The 17,575-nt window shown below is 35.1% G+C and carries 12 protein-coding genes; 6 read left to right on the forward strand and 6 right to left on the reverse strand.

Annotated elements, in window-relative coordinates; genetic code table 11:
* Window positions 1–409: 409 nt before the first annotated feature.
* The 4 genes from HMPREF2917_RS03515 (at window position 410) to HMPREF2917_RS03530 (ending at window position 5,010) form a co-directional block, all read left to right on the forward strand.
* Entirely contained in the window at window positions 410–1,453 is a 1,044-nt protein-coding gene (locus HMPREF2917_RS03515) for a dihydrolipoamide acetyltransferase (RefSeq protein WP_070588983.1), read from the forward strand.
* Between the two features lie 41 nt (window positions 1,454–1,494).
* Entirely contained in the window at window positions 1,495–3,201 is a 1,707-nt protein-coding gene (gene lpdA, locus HMPREF2917_RS03520; RefSeq protein WP_070588984.1) for a dihydrolipoyl dehydrogenase, read from the forward strand.
* A gap of 68 nt (window positions 3,202–3,269) precedes the next feature.
* Window positions 3,270–4,259: a lipoate--protein ligase gene (locus tag HMPREF2917_RS03525; protein WP_014713327.1), complete on the forward strand. Its 990-nt coding sequence runs from the start codon at window positions 3,270–3,272 to the stop codon at window positions 4,257–4,259.
* Between the two features lie 109 nt (window positions 4,260–4,368).
* Window positions 4,369–5,010: a hypothetical protein gene (locus tag HMPREF2917_RS03530; protein WP_070588985.1), complete on the forward strand. Its 642-nt coding sequence runs from the start codon at window positions 4,369–4,371 to the stop codon at window positions 5,008–5,010.
* 83 nt (window positions 5,011–5,093) lie between these two features.
* Here HMPREF2917_RS03530 and xerS read toward each other — a convergent pair whose 3' ends face one another.
* From xerS to HMPREF2917_RS03560, 6 genes are all read right to left on the reverse strand, one after another.
* Window positions 5,094–6,164: a tyrosine recombinase XerS gene (gene xerS, locus HMPREF2917_RS03535; protein ID WP_003001539.1), complete on the reverse strand. Its 1,071-nt coding sequence runs from the start codon at window positions 6,162–6,164 to the stop codon at window positions 5,094–5,096.
* Window positions 6,165–6,513: 349 nt separating this feature from the next.
* Window positions 6,514–8,994: a zinc-ribbon domain-containing protein gene (locus HMPREF2917_RS03540; RefSeq protein WP_070450014.1), complete on the reverse strand. Its 2,481-nt coding sequence runs from the start codon at window positions 8,992–8,994 to the stop codon at window positions 6,514–6,516.
* Window positions 8,995–9,003: 9 nt separating this feature from the next.
* Window positions 9,004–9,747 carry a hypothetical protein gene (locus HMPREF2917_RS03545; RefSeq protein ID WP_070588986.1) on the reverse strand — a complete coding sequence of 248 codons (744 nt, stop codon included), beginning with the start codon at window positions 9,745–9,747 and terminating at the stop codon, window positions 9,004–9,006.
* Window positions 9,722–11,401 (reverse strand): hypothetical protein, encoded by a 1,680-nt coding sequence (locus HMPREF2917_RS03550; protein ID WP_070450020.1) that lies wholly within the window; start codon window positions 11,399–11,401, stop codon window positions 9,722–9,724. Before HMPREF2917_RS03550 ends, HMPREF2917_RS03545 begins: the two co-directional genes overlap by 26 nt.
* The gene (locus HMPREF2917_RS03555) at window positions 11,398–13,257 is read right to left on the reverse strand and encodes a hypothetical protein (RefSeq protein WP_070450024.1); all 1,860 of its coding nucleotides are present in this window, start codon (window positions 13,255–13,257) and stop codon (window positions 11,398–11,400) included. Before HMPREF2917_RS03555 ends, HMPREF2917_RS03550 begins: the two co-directional genes overlap by 4 nt.
* A gap of 12 nt (window positions 13,258–13,269) precedes the next feature.
* A complete protein-coding gene (locus HMPREF2917_RS03560) occupies window positions 13,270–14,529 on the reverse strand; it encodes a site-specific integrase (protein ID WP_070588987.1) in 1,260 nt (419 codons plus the stop codon).
* A gap of 141 nt (window positions 14,530–14,670) precedes the next feature.
* Between HMPREF2917_RS03560 and HMPREF2917_RS03565 the strand changes: the two genes are divergently transcribed.
* Complete coding sequence (locus HMPREF2917_RS03565; protein ID WP_070588988.1) at window positions 14,671–15,357, forward strand: XRE family transcriptional regulator; 687 nt, start codon at window positions 14,671–14,673, stop codon at window positions 15,355–15,357.
* A 249-nt stretch (window positions 15,358–15,606) separates the two neighbouring features.
* The gene (locus HMPREF2917_RS03570; protein WP_070588989.1) at window positions 15,607–17,544 is read left to right on the forward strand and encodes a Dam family site-specific DNA-(adenine-N6)-methyltransferase; all 1,938 of its coding nucleotides are present in this window, start codon (window positions 15,607–15,609) and stop codon (window positions 17,542–17,544) included.
* Window positions 17,545–17,575: the final 31 nt, after the last annotated feature.

Consider the following 17,575-nt stretch of genomic DNA (forward strand, 5'->3'; position numbering starts at 1 on the left):
AAAGTTTCTTCGTCAAGTTTCCTATTTTCACTTTGACTTTTGACGCCCTAGTATCTTATAACTGAATCCGGACGGAGGACTGTGAAAAAAAGATAGATTTCCTTGTGTTCATCGAACACAGCGTCAATCTCCTATTTTTTCTTTGTCCTCTACGTCCTTGATATCTTAGATTAGAGCACGGGTTAAAAGCTCGGAAAAAAGATAAATCTCCTTGACTTCATCGAAGTCTGCGTTGATTTCCTATTTTTCGGTCGCTTTTAAACGCCCTTTGCATCATAAAATTGAACTCGGGCTAAAGTCTGGGTGAAAAAGATAAACTTTCCTAGAAACTAAAGTTTCTTCGTCAAGTTTCCTATTTTCACTGAGACTTTTGACGCCCTTAGTATCTTATAATAGAATAGGAGAGGTCATGGCTGATGATAAGCTAAGAGCGACTCCTGCGGCTAGAAAATTAGCGGATGATCTAGGGATCAACCTCTATGATGTTTCTGGTTCAGGCGCAAACGGTCGTGTCCACAAAGAAGACGTGGAAACCTATAAAGACACAAATGTGGTTCGCATTTCACCACTTGCAAAACGAATTGCTTTAGAACACAATATTGCTTGGCAAGAGATTCAAGGAACTGGTCATCGTGGCAAGATCATGAAGAAGGACGTCCTTGCTTTCCTTCCTGAAAATATTGAGAATGAGACCATTAAGTCACCTGCTGAAATCGAGAAGGTGGAGGAAGCTCCAGATAATGTGACACCTTATGGTGAGATCGAGCGGATTCCGATGACACCAATGCGCAAGGTGATCGCTCAACGGATGGTGGAATCTTACTTGACAGCACCAACCTTTACTTTGAACTATGACGTTGATATGTCTCAAATGTTGGCCCTTCGTAAGAAGGTATTGGATCCAATCATGGAAGCCACTGGCAAGAAAGTCACTGTAACAGATTTGCTTTCTCTAGCAGTGGTTAAGACCTTGATGAAACACCCATACATCAATGCGTCATTGACAGAAGATGGCAAAACCATCATCACTCACAACTATGTCAACTTGGCGATGGCAGTTGGGATGGATAATGGGCTGATGACACCGGTTGTCTATAACGCAGAAAAGATGACTTTATCAGAGTTGGTGGTAGCCTTCAAGGACGTTATCGGACGTACCTTGGATGGTAAGCTTGCTCCAAGTGAATTGCAAAACTCAACCTTTACCATTAGTAACTTAGGAATGTTTGGCGTTCAATCATTTGGACCGATTATCAACCAACCAAACTCTGCCATCCTTGGAGTTAGTGCAACGGTTGAAAAACCAGTTGTTTTAAATGGTGAAATTGTCATTCGTCCAATCATGAGCTTGGGCTTGACCGTTGACCACCGCGTTGTCGATGGTATGGCTGGTGCCAAATTCATGAAAGACTTGAAAGCCTTGATTGAAGACCCGATTTCAATGTTGGTCTAATCAACGAGAGAGAATAGAAACAAGAAAAAGAGGGAAATAAAATGGCCTTAGAAGTAATTATGCCAAAAGCCGGCGTAGATATGACCGAAGGACAAATCGTCCAGTGGAATAAAAAAGTCGGCGAATTTGTAAAAGAAGGAGAAGTGCTCCTTGAAATCATGACAGACAAAGTCAGCATGGAGTTGGAAGCGGAAGAAGACGGTTACTTGATTGCTATCCTGAAAGGGGATGGAGAAACTGTTCCTGTAACAGAAGTAATCGGTTATCTTGGTGAAGAAGGGGAAAACATCCCAACCGCTGGAGCAGCAGCACCAGAAACGAGTCCAGCACCAACTGCAGCAAGTGCTTCAAACGATGACAATAAGAGCGATGACGCTTATGATATCGTAGTAATCGGTGGTGGTCCTGCTGGTTACGTATCTGCTATTAAGGCAGCTCAATTAGGTGGTAAGGTTGCTCTTGTTGAGAAATCTGAACTTGGTGGAACATGCTTGAACCGCGGATGTATCCCAACTAAGACTTACCTCCACAACGCTGAAATCATTGAAAATATTGGTCATGCGGCAAACCGTGGTATTATCATTGAAAATCCAAGTTTCTCAGTAGATATGGATAAGGTTCTTGAAACCAAGAACAAGGTCGTAAATACCTTGGTTGGTGGTGTTGCTGGACTTCTTCGTAGCTACGGAGTGGATGTTCATAAGGGTATCGGTACCATTACGAAAGATAAGAATGTCTTGGTAAATGGCTCAGAATTGCTTGAAACGAAGAAAATCATCCTTGCTGGTGGTTCTAAAGTCAGCAAGATTAACGTTCCAGGTATGGAATCTTCACTTGTGATGACTAGTGATGACATTCTTGAAATGAACGAAGTACCAGAAAGCCTTGTTATCATTGGTGGTGGGGTTGTCGGTATCGAACTTGGACAAGCCTTCATGACCTTCGGTTCAAAAGTTACTGTTATCGAAATGATGGACCGCATTGTTCCAGCTATGGATGTGGAAGTATCTAAGAACCTTCGCTTGATCCTTGAACGTAAGGGTATGACCATCTTGACGGATACGAAATTGCAAGAAATCATTGAAGAAGATGGCAAACTTCGCATCAAGGTTGAAGGAAAAGACGATATTATCGCCAACAAAGCTCTTCTATCAATCGGACGTGTTCCAGACCTTGAAGGTATCGGAGATGTTGAATTTGAATTGGATCGTGGACGGATCAAGGTCAATGAATACATGGAAACATCTGTTCCAGGTATCTATGCGCCAGGTGACATCAACGGTACTAAGATGTTGGCCCACGCTGCCTTCCGTATGGGTGAAGTTGCCGCTGAAAATGCCCTTAAGGGAAATCATGCTGTTGCCAAATTGAATTTGACACCTGCAGCTATCTACACCCTTCCAGAAGTTGCGGCTGTTGGTTTGACCGAAGAACAAGCTCGTGAGAAATACGATGTTCAAATCGGTAAGTTTAACTTTGCGGCTAATGGTCGTGCCATTGCATCAGATGCGGCTCAAGGATTCGTTAAAGTCATTGCAGACAAGAAATACGGTGAAGTTCTTGGAGTGCATATCATTGGTCCAGCTGCTGCTGAATTGATCAACGAAGCTTCTACTATCATTGAGATGGAAATCACTGTGGAAGAAATGCTCAAGACTATTCATGGTCACCCAACCTTCTCAGAAGTGATGTACGAAGCCTTTGCGGATGTACTCGGCTTGGCTGTTCACTCACCTAAGAAGAAATAATATTTGAAATGATAGAATGGCTGGACAGCAAATGCTGGACCAGTCTCTATCGTATATAAAGGAATCTTATGAAATACATTATTAATTATTCAAATGATACTGCTTTTAATATTGCTTTAGAAGAGTATGCTTTTAAGCATCTGTTAGATGAGGATCAAATCTTCCTTCTTTGGATTAACAAACCTTCGATTATCGTTGGTCGTCACCAAAATACCATCGAAGAAATCAACCGTGACTATGTTCGGGAGCATGGGATTGAAGTGGTTCGCCGGATCAGTGGTGGTGGGGCTGTTTATCATGATTTGAACAACCTCAACTACACCATCATTTCAAAAGAAGATGAAAACAAAGCCTTTGACTTCAAGAGTTTTTCTACTCCTGTGATCAACACCTTGGCTCAGCTTGGAGTGAAGGCTGAATTCACGGGTCGTAACGATTTGGAAATTGATGGTAAGAAATTCTGTGGAAATGCCCAAGCTTACATTAATGGTCGGATCATGCACCATGGTTGTCTTCTTTTTGATGTTGATTTGTCTGTCCTTGCCAACGCTCTCAAGGTATCAAAAGACAAGTTTGAGTCTAAAGGGGTTAAATCGGTTCGTGCTCGTGTCACTAATATCATCGATGAATTGCCAGAAAAAATCACGGTTGAAGAGTTCCGTGACTTGCTTTTGGACTACATGAAGAAAGAATACCCTGAGATGACAGAATATGTCTTCTCGGATGAAGAATTGGCTGAAATCAATCGTATCAAGGAAACCAAGTTCGGTACCTGGGATTGGAACTATGGAAAGTCTCCTGAATACAATGTCCGTCGTGGCACCAAATTCCCAAGCGGTAAGGTTGAAATCTTCGCTAACGTCATTGAATCAAAAATTCAAGATATCAAGATTTACGGTGACTTCTTTGGTATCGAAGATGTTGCAGCAGTAGAAGACGTTCTTCGTGGTGTCAAATACGAACGTGAAGACGTCCTCAAAGCCCTTCAAACCATTAACCTAGGTCGTTACTTCGCAGGTATCACTGCAGAAGAAATTGCTGAAGCAGTGGTGGAATAAAGTAAAAGATATCCATTTAACATGGATATCTTTTATCTTAAACTTGATATTTAAATACTATGAGAGTACAATATAGAGGAAATCTGAACACAAAAGGGGATTATATTCGATGATGAAAATTCCAGTTGAAAATCTTGGTCTATTTGAACAGTTAGATCGTATAGTAGTGGCTTTTTTTAGCAAACAACAATCTTCAAGTCCTTATGATTTGTATGTCAGTATTACACAAGAACATGTTGACCAGAAAAAACAGGAGCTAGAACCATTAGGCTATCAAGCTGTCCAACTACCATTAGGAATGGCTTTAGATAACGTCATCCAGCAACCTCATTATGAAAACTTAATCATTGGAGGTCTTGCTCCTGAGGAAATAATCGTTAGCAAAGAAGAATTAATGCATTTGAAAGATATCGTGGACAGCTTTTGTATTATGTACGCTGCAGCGAATAACAGATTGGAAAATAGTAAAGCTTATGAATTAATGAAAGATAAGACGGTTTATTTTATTGGTAAACTATTTACAGATTTTCCGAAGGCCGGTGATGAAATTGCTTATTTAGGGATTGATCGAATAGCGAGCGATGGTACGCCATATGAAGCTGTTAAATGCTTTTTAACAGAAGAGAGTGCAGAGAAGTACAATGGTGAAAAAAGACCGGTCACCCCTGCAAATCTGGCCTATCTAAAATCATTTTGGGGAAAACCAGTCATTATTGAGCCACACCGTAATTATTGGATCGAATTTTTATAGAAAGTATAAAAGAGCGGTAGACATTCAAAAAATCTATCGCTCTTTTTAAAACTAATATATTACATAATTTACGTTATGTAGTTTTATAAACTATCCAAGGCATTTTTTTGCTCATCATTAACGATATGCGTATATAAGTCTGTAACTTGGGTGCTAGCATGTCCCAGCTGGTGGCTGACCAAAACCTGTGATTTGGTAGCATCATAGAGACGAGTTGCTAATGTATGGCGAAGCTTGTGGGGTGTCACGCGGACTTTGAAGTCTTCTGAATACTTGGCGACCATCTTTTCAACGCTAGAAGCATCGATCCGGTTTGGAACACCTCGATACAAAGTTAAGAATAGAGCTGTATCAGTCTTTTCTGTCTTGTAACGTTTGTCTCGAATAGCGAGATATTGTTCTAGATAAGGCTTAGCAAAGGCAGCAACATTAACAGAGTCTCGTTTTCCACCTTTTCGAGTGACGTCAATGACCATCATCTTAAGATTGAGGTCACGAAGGTCCAAGTTGACTGCCTCAGATAAACGGACACCAGAGGCAAGAAGAAGTGCTATAATGGCTAAATCTCGCTCTTTATTCTTATTAAAGGAGGATAAGGCGCGATTAGAGAGTGTTTGAGGGTACTCCTGGTCGATATAGTTAAGAAAACCTTCTGTTTCATCCCCTAAAAAGAGTTTTTGCTTGATATTTTCAGCTCGAGCCGCCAGGGTTTCTTTCTTTTTCTTGGTAGCAACCTTCTTCATGACATTGCGGTAGAAATACGGTTCCCCTTGCTCGTTTTCAACTTCCTCAGTCAAATACTTATAGAGACTAGACAGTGCAGAAAGGGTGCGGTTAATGGTTGTTTGGGAAACTCCGTTTTTTGTCGTATTGGCATTGAGCAGAGGACGTTCACGTAAGTAAAGAATAAAGGATTCCATGTCTTTCTTGGTCATGTGCTCCAGAACGTCTAAAGGGATCTCGGCCATGGTGTCAGCATCCGATATACCAGATTCCAAAACCCAGGTGAAAAATCGATCGTATTCCTTTAAGTATTCGTACAAGGTCGTAAAACTGTAGGGAACGGCCAATTTTGATTGATAATATTCCAATACATACCAGGGCATGACTTGTTTGAGTTTATCAATCCGTTCTAATAAGATCTCGCGTTTCATATTTTTCTCCAAATCTTTCTATACTAGTAGTATAGCATAGCCAGATATATTTTTCAAGAAAATTATAGTTTTTCGGAAAGATGTTATAGGGTTTATATAGGACTGTTTTGTATCTCTTTCTATATATAATATAACCAAAAAAATTTTTTAAGCCAATTATACTCAATTATGTACTTTATTTAAGTGAACACTGGAAATTTTTAAAGCTGCTCATCATCTGTAAAATGTACTTTATTTGAGTGAAAACTAAAAATTTTTCAAATGTACATTTTGGCAATAAAAAACACTCCAATATCAATTTAATGATCTTTAGAGTTGTTTTTATCTTGTTTGATTTTAATATTTTCTATTACATCTTTAATCTAACAAAATGCTCCTGTTTTCTTCTCAAACCTTTGCAAATTGGGCAGCTTATGAATGAGCGCTTTTCATACTTAATTTTTTCATTAATTTTAAGTTTATACCGATGATTTGAGTTTTCTTTACATATCCACCATACAGTTTGACTACATTTTTCATTGATTTCAGTTGGATCTGCTAAAAGAATATTATTAAGATAGTCCCATTCGTTCATTAAATGTTTATGAGTTGTCTCTAGGTCGTTAAATCCTTTTAATACCTCATTGTTTTGACAATATGGACAAGATTCTTTCATCAGAATCTTTTTCTTAACAGTTTGTTGATATTCTCCTTTACAAACTGAGCATTTCCACCATGCTTTATAACCTGAATTACTCATTAGAGAACTAAAGTCCATATCATTTGAAGTTGACCATTCATTAATCAACCAAGGGTGTGTGGTTGCTAGATCGTTAAGCCCCTTTAACACCTTATGATTTGTGCAATAAGGGCATGGTTTTTTTATTATGACCTTACTTTGTACTTCTTGTTGATATTCTCCTTTACATACTGGACATTTCCACCATGCTCTATAATTTGAATTGCACATAACTGAGCATGATTCCCTATCATTTAAAGCTGACCATTCCTTAATCACCAATGGGTGTGTAGTCGCAAGATCGTTATATCCAACTGCTAATTCTCTCTTAGAACAATAAGGACAACAATTATCGTTTTCCTTTCTTTCAGAGATTCTTGCTTTAAAATTCCTATGGCATCTTCTGCACACCCATTCAACTGTATCACTTGAATTACAAAAGATTTTATTGATATCACCATTAAGATTTTCTAGCCATTCAGATCTCAAAAATGATTTTTGCCCTCCCAATGATTCACTAGGTTTTGGAATTTTTTCAGTACAGTAAGGACAAACTCTAATAAGTTCCTTACCTTGAATTATTGAGAATTTATCTATTATAACCTCTAGTTTTTCTTCAAATTCTAAATTACAACAACTACAAATCCATAAGAATTTATTATTTTTTGCTCCAGATATTGTCATTTGGGTTGGATCTTGTGAGTTGTTTTTACTCCAAAAATCAGAAAACTCAGGATAATCATCAAATAATGTATTAAACCCCTTTAGAGGTAGTTCATCATTACAGTATGGACACGTATTTTTTACCTCTCTCCTAATTGGGATAGAACAGAGATAATCCTGCTTACAAGAAGAACAATGCCACCAATATTTCTTCGTTTCGATGTGACTTAATGCCAAATGTACAGGTATACCGTTTTTAGAACTCCATTCCTCGCGTAATTTCGGTGAATCGTGTAGGATATCATTATTAAAAACTAATGTATCCCAATCACAATTATTGGGACACGTTTCAAAGTTACTATTTTCTATGTTAGTTCTAGAAATCATTTCAATAGGACTACATTGAAAATGAATTCCACAACAAGGGCAACTCCAATTAATAGCCTCAGTGGACTTAGACCAGTAATCAGAAAGTTTTGTGGAGTTTCCTTCATCCCAAAATTTTTCGAGATAGGAATGTGTTTCCTGCAAGGTATTAAAACCTTTTAACATTTGTTTGTTACTACAATATGGGCAACCTTCTTGGTGTCTTTTAACTACTGAACAGTCATATTTGCCACTGCATTTTGAACATTTCCAAGTTGCTACTATATTTGATAAACTATCAATCATATTCTTTTTAATATGCTTTGAAACTAATTCATCTACTAGATTGCTGTCTGTATAACCCAAGGGGGAATTTTTTGCCTGTATTGGCGTATCAAATGTTGCTTTACATTCTGTACAGTAATATCCATCTCTCTTAATTCTAGAAATTAACCTATCGAGGGACATCTTGAATGAGTGTCCGCATTTATCACATCTCCATTTTTTAGGAAGTGTTACATTTTCATCAAGTCGTAGTTTTTCAAATTCAACTTTATTTTCACCCCCTGCAAGATAAATCCTTCCGAGGTTTGGATATGCTTTAGTATAAGGGACAAAATGATTGTATTTATTACAATCTGTATGGACGATTGTATTTTTACTTTTTTTCATTAACCTAGAAGAGTCTGCGACATCTATCCAACTAGTGAAACATGTTGGACATTTAAAGTGAAACAACCTCTTTGAAGAAAAAGATAAATTCAAAATTTCTTCTCGGATAGTTTCAAAATTTTCGTGATGAAAATTGATGTATTTGATAAAATTAGGAAATCTTTTATAAATTGAATTCCTCTCTTTCACAAGGACATCACCTAGATCACACACAGGGCATATTCTTGACATATTTTTGAATTGCTTATAAGCTTTTGAAACACTTGCCCGCCATTCATAAGAACAAGATGGACATTTCCAATTGATAATATTCTTACTGGTAACAGTTAAAGTTTCAATGTTTAGTTTACTGTTTTTGTTGTAATCCCAATAATTTATTAAATCGGGAAGTTCAGTGATTAGTTCAGTCATAGAATTCTCCTAGTAATTCGTTTTACTATCGAGTAAGTTTTTAATATTCAATATCTTACTTTTAGAAGGTTTGTTCTCATTTTGTTCTGTTGTTTTGTTTTTGATAAATGAAATTTCAGAATCTGCAGTAATTACCTGTTCTTTTAAGTATTGTTCAGTAACTGTCTGATGGTCAAATTCCAATAATCCCTCTTCTTTTAGTAATTCATTAGCTATTTCAGGATATAAACTTGTTTTAAGAAGATTTCTTAATTTTTTATTTTCCTCTGCCAACTCTTTATTCTTTCTCGCTTGCTCATTAAATGCGTATTTGCCTTCTTTTAGCTGCGCTATTTCACTTTTTAATTCCTCCATTCTCTTTTTAAGACTTTCAACTTCATCCTTATAGGCTATTGCAGCATCAACAATTCTTTTATAATGGCCATTAAGCTCAACCAATGCTGATCTGATTGCTTTTGGGGTTCTATTGGTCATTAAGAAACGTTCCACATCTAGAGTTTTATACGTTATTACTGTTTGATAAGTATCGTCCTCAAAAAGTTCCAATTTATCATTAAGGGCTTGTCTAAATTGTCTAAATTCTTTATTTCTTCTAATTGTTGTATCTGCAACCTGCGGAAATCCGTTGTTTCTTAGGTAACTCCCAAATTGTGGGATTTTGAATGTTTTAGGATCATTTGAACATTGTTCTTGTAAATATTGCTCAAATAACAACACCAATTCTTCATCATCGATGTACTTCTTTCTCGCCATTTGGAAACTCCTGTAACACTAGTTGTTTTTCAGTTAGGTATTCTTGATAAGAATGAGTAATAGTTTTAAGTTTTAAAAGTGCCTCACCAATATCTTCCATATTTCCCTTACCTGCTCGTACTCGTTTAATAGCTTCATCTACAATCAAAGCCTCTTCGTTAATTGATTTCTTAAAGGTTTTATCCATAGAAAAATAATCTTTCCCATCTTTTCTATAAAAGGGACAGCTAGTGCAAGCGCCTAATTCTGCATGAGAACTGATAACTTTTAGACAATCTGAATAATCGCCTTTAGCAAAGCGTAGTGAATAACATCTGCCTTTATTATCTAGAGAAACGTAGTCTTTGTTAACAGTGTATTTGTTCTGAGTTTTGCTGATAGCATAAGATGTTTGGGAGTTCGTTAATTTGCGATAAAGCTGATAGCTTCTACATTCAATAAACTGACTTAGATTTGAAAAATAATGTGAGGATGTTGTGACACTATCATGTCCAGCTAAAAGCATTGCTGTTACAGGGCTGGCCCCTTCTGCTATCAGATTGATCATTGCAATGTGTCTCGTATCTCCAATATGAATGAAATTAATCTCATGGTCGTCTAATTTCTCTGGAAAATTGATATGATGGACAAAATACCCATACTGTTGAGATACAATCTCATTAAAGAAATATTTTAAAATTGTATTTAAGTTACGATATGTTAAAAAACGATTTTTAGCACCAGTAACACGTTTCCATTTTCGATAATGGGAGTCTGTCACAAATAGAGTATCCAGTTGAGTAGATGACAAATCTTTTGTTAGATCTAAGTAATTTAAAATCTCACTAGCAAGCTTAAATGGTACTTCGTAAGTGGTTAAATAATAATCATCCGAAATTTTATGTGATACACTCTTATCTTTCCCTTTTAAATTATTACGTCTAAGAGTTAAGTAATATTTTCCGTCTTTTTCAGTGAGGCAATTTCTCTGAGTGAGCAAAAATTCCCTTGCCCTCAGTGGTACTACTGCTGTTATTTGCCACCATAAGTAAAGAGGGTAATAAAACAGTCTCTCTTCATCTGATAAAGACTTAGCCCAGTAATCGCTTAAAATATCATTAAAAAGAAAATAGGACTGAAATTGGGCTAACTTTCGTTGTTTTTTTGTGTTCAGTTGATAACTGGCATTCAAAAGTTCATCCATCTGCTCTATCAATTGACTTAATTCCTTATTTTCTAAACATGGTAGTGTAGAAAGAAAATCAATACACGTTGCTGGATTATTAATCTTAATATTTTCCATATTGAAATCTATGTCCCAGCTTACTTCTTTGATCAAGCGTTTTATGTCTCTTAAAAATATTTGGAGTGAAATCAAAACATGATGCTCCATAGATAACACTATAAAACTTTTTAGATAAACAATAAATTCATCATATGATAATAGAAATGCTGGTTCATAAAACCTTTTATAGCGGAATTTATTCAAGTTAAAAAAGAAGCTAACATTAGAATACTCATCAGTTGTTGCCCATTTATCTTCTTCAAATTTTTCTGTTAGAATTATTCCTTTTTCAACATAATCTTTAAAACATTCTTTTGCAGTTTCGATCATAGCTTCATCAAACAAGATAACTTCATTTACCTTGCGGAAAAGTTTAGACTGACTATTCAATTGACTAACTCCTTGATAATATCTTCATAATCTGATAAAACATCTTCACCATATTGTTCTGATAAAGCTTGCAGCATTTCAGTAAGACATGGCTTAATCTGTTTTTCTAAAATTGCTCTAACTTTACCTCTCTCAAGGTCATTTTTTAGTTTAGAGTATTGCTTGTTAAGTCGATTAAACTCACCAATTAACAAAAGTAAAGTAGATTTTGTTTGTAATTCAAACTGACAGCCAACACAGTGTTGACGGTCATCATAGGGACATAGTTTCCCTAACGCAGATAAGAGACACATACTTTCTCCTTGTTTTGAAAAAGCTTCACCGTTGCCAATTCGATGACATACAGTTAATAATTGGTCGGCTCCAACATTATTTTCAATTAATGTTTTTAATGCTTGTTGGGAACGTAAATCTGCACGAATACTCAACTCTAGTGTCTTTTCAATTTCTGCTGGCGTTAAATCTAAACTCTTAATCATCTGGGTTTGTTGGTTTGGACTTAATTCTTTATATTTCCCTCTAGTTACAATGGTCAAAAGCATAGATGGAATCATGGATAATACACCTCGTTCAAATAATTCTTTTGCTACCATCTCAGGTTTTAATTGCCCAAGTTGGGCATCTTTTAGATAAGTCGTTGTAGTTTGCGCAAATTCATTAAAATCACCTTTATGACTACGTGCTAATGCAGCTAAAAAATATCCCTTTATGTTTAGTTCTGATTTTTCTTCCAGAATATCATCTGCTAACATCGCTACCGATTGGAGATAAGATTTATTTGCGGAGCGGCTACTAAAGTTGCGTTCTAAAAAGAGATTCCCGATTTCATCTCCCATGTAATTTGAGATTTGTTCATAGGTGCTGATTCTACGGATCAATGCACTTGAAGTTTTTGAACTGTATGGTGAACTAATTTGATAATGCGCTTCACAGATAGCTAACAACGTTCCAATCAATACTTGACAGCTTTCAGGAACTTGAAATTTTAATTGAGTAACGTTTGAAGCTCTACTGGTTTTATTAGGAGTGATATTTAAATAAGTTAATCTTGTGGTAATACTTAATAGTGTTCTTCTAGCCTCACTGCTACTCCAACTCCCACTAGCTACTGCTTCTAGCACTTCTTTAGGTTTCCTATTCAATTTAGGATGACCCAATCTCATTAAATCAGTGGTTCTAAGAGCGCAAATAAAATGCAAAGCAAGATATAGCCATGCATCCGCATAGTTTTTCGAATCTGCTGCTTTGGAGTACATATTGTTTCTTGTTATGTATTCTTCATTGAATAGATAATACATCAATTGCAGATACTCATCTAATTCATACGCCCCATTTGTACTCTCAATCGTGTAACGTTTTGTCATTTCAAAACTTACTCTGTAACGAGTGACCCCTTTATCAAGCAACCATTTAATAAACTGAATGAGATTATCACCTAGATATTTTGTGAGAACTTCTGTCGCTACTTCTACTAGTTTCTCCACTTCAGCATTGCTATATAGGAATAAATCTTTTGTTAAGTAATATGCTAGAAAATCAAGTAGATAAAAACGATTTGTTTTTGTTAGTTTTTGTTCTTTAGAAAACTGGATAAACAAGTCGCTTGTAGAAGGGAACTTTTTAGCAAAGATTGCTCCCATGCTCTCAACTCCTGGTGGTGTCATAAAATAGTCTTTAATGTGATTTTTAAGAACCTTTGCGTCTTCATCTGTGGTAGTATAATTTTCAAGATTTATTGAAACCCCAAACCAATCATTGTCTAGTAAAAATCCACTGACTTTCTCACGGTTCTTTAGTGTATCGACACCTAGCTCAATTAGAATTTTTTCAAGGTAACTTTTTAAATCTACTACCAACAGCTTCTCCTTCTAATGTTCTCCAAATAATTTTTCTGCTTGCCAATTCATATAATCAAAAACGCCATTGTTAACTTGACCATATTGTTTTGCAATTTCACCTTTATTTTGCAGGTAAACCCAAGCACTCTCAGGCGATTTATCACCTCTCGCAGACATGAGTTCGCTAATCTCAGAAACCCCAGATAAGACTAACTGTGTCGTGTACCAGTGTCTGAAAATATGTGGGGAAATATTATGTTCCTGTAAAAGTTGACCGAAGAAAACAACCTCTGCATCGTCAGCATTGAGATAAAGAGGAATCATCTCTTCACGAATGATTTTACGGAATCGTTGGTAGTACACGTCATAGGTTAACGCCTTGCCTTGTTTATTCAGATTGAGTGGCCCATAGTCCTTCTCATACTTCTTACCTTCCAGATAACTCATATAGTCATTGTAGGTGTCTAAAAAGACCTCTAAGAAGATATAAGGTACTGCTTGAAGTCTTTCCTTTTTAATCCGTCCAGTCGGCTTTAAATCGCTTCTTAAAGGTATTTCTTTTCGTAAGTCAATTTCAATCTTAAATACTTGACCATCACTTTGGTGGAATAAAATACCTGGTCCTAGAGGACTATCTTCACGTCTTACGTTACATACTTCTGATGGTCTTAAGCCTACAAAGGCTCCCAAAGCCACAACCATGAGTAAATCCTTATGATAGTGTGCAATGTGAGAAAACAACATCTCAAAAGCACTATTTGGCATATCACGAAAAATAGCTTTCTCAGTGTTGCTATCATCCACGTAGATTTCAAAATTTGGTTCTTTACGTTTTATAACCCGTCCTCTACTATTCGTAAAGGTTGTCGTAGAATATAATTCTTCTGCTTTTAACTTAGCCTTCTCCTTTCGCTCACTTAAATAAAGAGTCAAGAAGTCAAGAACTGCATTTACGCATTTTTCAACGGTACTTTTCTTTCTTTTTCCGTTATCCCCTGGTAACTGAGATAATCCATAAAGCGTAAAAAACTCTCTGACCATTTCAAATGTAAGTTGATCTACACTTTTAAGTCCAAGAGTACCAAATATAAAATTAAGAAACTTAACAACGTAAGAAAAGCGCTTATTCCCATCATCTGAGATCGACTTGATTCTTGAAGTAGATTTAACATAACGATGAAAATCAGTAAATTGTAAATTGCCGTCATCGTGCTTCAGAACGATAAATTGCTTTGTCACGATGTTGTTATCACCTAAAACCAGCGAATGTTTATAAACTACAAATTTCATTGCTTCTCCATTTGTTAAGTATATAATTAACTATTTGACATTATTATAACTTTTTGATAGAATATTTGTAAAGCGAAAACTTAACAAATAAGAAAAAATAAAAAAAGTTAATTAACAAAAGTAAAGGAAAATAAGTCATACATGTTTTCAGGTCAACGTTTAAAATCTCTTCGGAAAGAGAAAAAAATGAGCCAAGAAAAACTCGGCTCTCTGTTAAATATTTCTAAGGTTGCTGTCTCTAACTGGGAGAACGCAAAATCATTTCCTACTATGGATAATTTAAATGAACTTGCGAAAGTTCTTGAGGTTGAACCTCATTATTTCGAGGAGCATAGCGAAGTGATCAGCATCTATCGTCAATTAAATAAAGCTAACAAAAATAAAGTTGTCGTCTATTCCTCAGAATTACTTGAAGAACAAGAAAAATTCGATAACAAAGTTGTTGATCTATTCAGTTATAGAACCTATGAAGGCCTTTCTGCAGGGACGGGCTACTCCTACTTTGGTGATGGCGACTATACCCTTACTTATTCAACTGAGAATATTCCTCATGATTTTGCCTCATGGGTTGTAGGTGACTCAATGGAACCAGAACTTCCTGATGGTGATGTAGTATTGATTAAGCAATCAACAAATATCGAGGACGGACAAATTTATGCGATTGAGTTTAACAACCAAACTTATGTAAAAAAAGTATATCGCCACAAAACCTATCTTCGACTTGCTTCAATAAACGATAAGTATGATGATATATATGCTCCATACGAAGAAAACCCTCGTATTATTGGAAAGATTGTCGGTCACTTCACACCAATAAACAATTCATAAGCAAATAAGAAATTAATTATGTGAGTCTCAATGAAATCAAGAAATAATGAATCATCACTTCAAGAGCTTATTCACGAACTTTCAGTTTGGACACTTAAAAAATGATTCGAATTAGTGATGAATTAGGAAAACAATCTTAGAACAAACAATATAAAGACAATACTAAATAAAAAATACAATTCAAAAAGTTAAAAAGAATGCATAGAATATTCTTTTATATATGTTTTTGATTTTAAAGGATATTAAATTATGAGATATATAGGCGCAAAAAAACTATTGCTACCTGAAATTAAGAAAATGGTAGATAAGCATGTTAATGGCAATGAAGAAGTTTTCTTAGACTTGTTTTCAGGTACAAATGTAGTTGCTAATTATTTTAAAGAATTTTACACAGTTTATTCCAACGATTTATTGTATTTTAGTTATGCAAATGCTAAAGCTGTTATTGAAAACAATAACAAGCCTAATTTCCATTCACTTTCCAAAATTGGGATTAATGAACCGTTAAATTATTTACAAAAACTAGAAGGTGATATTGAAAAAGTAGGATATTACGAAAAAGCTTATTCTCCTACTGGCGGTGCTAACTATTTAACAGTTAATAATGCCAAAAAGATTGATGCAATACGTAGTAAAATTGAAGAATGGAAAGATCAACAGTTAGTCTCTGATCATGAATACTTTTATTTAATCTCTTCTTTAATCGAAGCTATCCCTTTTGTTAGCAACATAACTGGTACCTACGGGGCTTTTCTAAAACATTGGGATAAAAGAGCTTTAAATGATTTAGAATTGAAAGATTTCCATGTTTTTGATAATGGAAAATGTAATAAAGCATTTAATGAAGATGCCAATGAATTAGTCAAAAAGATTAACGCTGATATTGTCTACATTGATACACCTTATAATGCAAGGCAGTATGCTTCTAATTATCATTTATTGGAAAATATTGCTAGAAATGAAAAACCAGAACTAAAAGGTGTTACTAGAATCTTTGATTGGCAAAATTTAAAAAGTGACTACGCTACAAAATCTAAAGCTTTAAATGCAATGGATAGGTTGATTAAAGATATTAACTCAACACATATTGTTCTTAGTTACAATAATGAAGGAATTATTTCTGAAGAGGATTTGTATAACATTTTAAAACATCATTCATATAATGGTGAAGTCGATGTCAAACGCATTCCTTATCGGAAATACCAATCTAAGAAAGCTTCTAAAGTTAAAGAAGTATACGAACTTTTGTTTTACATTCAAAAAAAGCCGATTTCTACAAATGATAAAAAATCGGAAAACAATGTCAACACTACTAAAATTGATTCTAAAAAAAAATATATTAAGAGTCCGTTAAATTATATTGGTGGAAAATATAGACTCCTTTCTCAAATACTACCGCTCTTTCCTGAAAATATTGATACATTTGTCGATGTTTTTAGTGGAGGAGTAAATGTCGGAATTAACGTTAATGCAAAAAAATATATTTTTAACGATATGAATTCACGAATCATTGAAATGTTCAAATACTTTCAATCTCATTCTCCAGTAGATTTGGTTAAGGAAGTTGAGCAAAGAATTGAAAAATGGAATCTTAGTAAAACAAACGAACAAGCTTTTTTAAATTTTAGAAAATATTATAACGAAAATCCAAACCCTTTGGATTTGTATGTGTTATCTTCATACAGCTATAACTACCAATTCAGATTCAATAATTCCATGGAATTTAATAATCCATTTGGGAGAAATCGTAGTCATTTCAGTGAGAATATGAAAAATAACTTATTGAAATTTGTTGAAAAACTTCAATCTATTAATGCAGTCTTCAAAGACTCCTTATTTGAAGAACTTGACTTATCTAAACTAACTTCTAAAGATTTCGTCTATCTTGATCCCCCTTATTTGATCACCACTGGAAGTTACAATGATGGTAATCGAGGTTTTACAAATTGGGGCGAAAAACAAGAAAAAGAAATGTATATACTTATGAAAAAATTGAATAAGAAAGGTGTAAAATTTGCACTAAGTAATGTTCTCATTCATAAAGGTAAACAAAATGATTTATTAATACATTTCATTAAAGAAGAGAATTTATATGTACATAATTTAGATTACAGTTATAAAAATTCTTCATATAACACTACAAATCAAGCGAGTTCTGAAGTTTTAATTACAAATTACAAAAAATAGAGAGTTAATAATACTCTCTATTTTTCTTTTA

It is taken from the genome of Streptococcus sp. HMSC061E03 (genome assembly GCF_001813505.1).
Lineage (GTDB): Bacteria > Bacillota > Bacilli > Lactobacillales > Streptococcaceae > Streptococcus.

Bases quoted from the DNA above. Each gene is read 5' to 3' on its own strand.
- HMPREF2917_RS03515 (WP_070588983.1), top strand. From the start codon at position 410: ATGGCTGATGATAAGCTAAGAGCGACTCCTGCGGCTAGAAAATTAGCG.
- lpdA (WP_070588984.1), top strand. From the start codon at position 1,495: ATGGCCTTAGAAGTAATTATGCCAAAAGCCGGCGTAGATATGACCGAA.
- HMPREF2917_RS03525 (WP_014713327.1), top strand. From the start codon at position 3,270: ATGAAATACATTATTAATTATTCAAATGATACTGCTTTTAATATTGCT.
- HMPREF2917_RS03530 (WP_070588985.1), top strand. From the start codon at position 4,369: ATGATGAAAATTCCAGTTGAAAATCTTGGTCTATTTGAACAGTTAGAT.
- xerS (WP_003001539.1), bottom strand. From the start codon at position 6,164: ATGAAACGCGAGATCTTATTAGAACGGATTGATAAACTCAAACAAGTC.
- HMPREF2917_RS03540 (WP_070450014.1), bottom strand. From the start codon at position 8,994: ATGACTGAACTAATCACTGAACTTCCCGATTTAATAAATTATTGGGAT.
- HMPREF2917_RS03545 (WP_070588986.1), bottom strand. From the start codon at position 9,747: ATGGCGAGAAAGAAGTACATCGATGATGAAGAATTGGTGTTGTTATTT.
- HMPREF2917_RS03560 (WP_070588987.1), bottom strand. From the start codon at position 14,529: ATGAAATTTGTAGTTTATAAACATTCGCTGGTTTTAGGTGATAACAAC.
- HMPREF2917_RS03565 (WP_070588988.1), top strand. From the start codon at position 14,671: ATGTTTTCAGGTCAACGTTTAAAATCTCTTCGGAAAGAGAAAAAAATG.
- HMPREF2917_RS03570 (WP_070588989.1), top strand. From the start codon at position 15,607: ATGAGATATATAGGCGCAAAAAAACTATTGCTACCTGAAATTAAGAAA.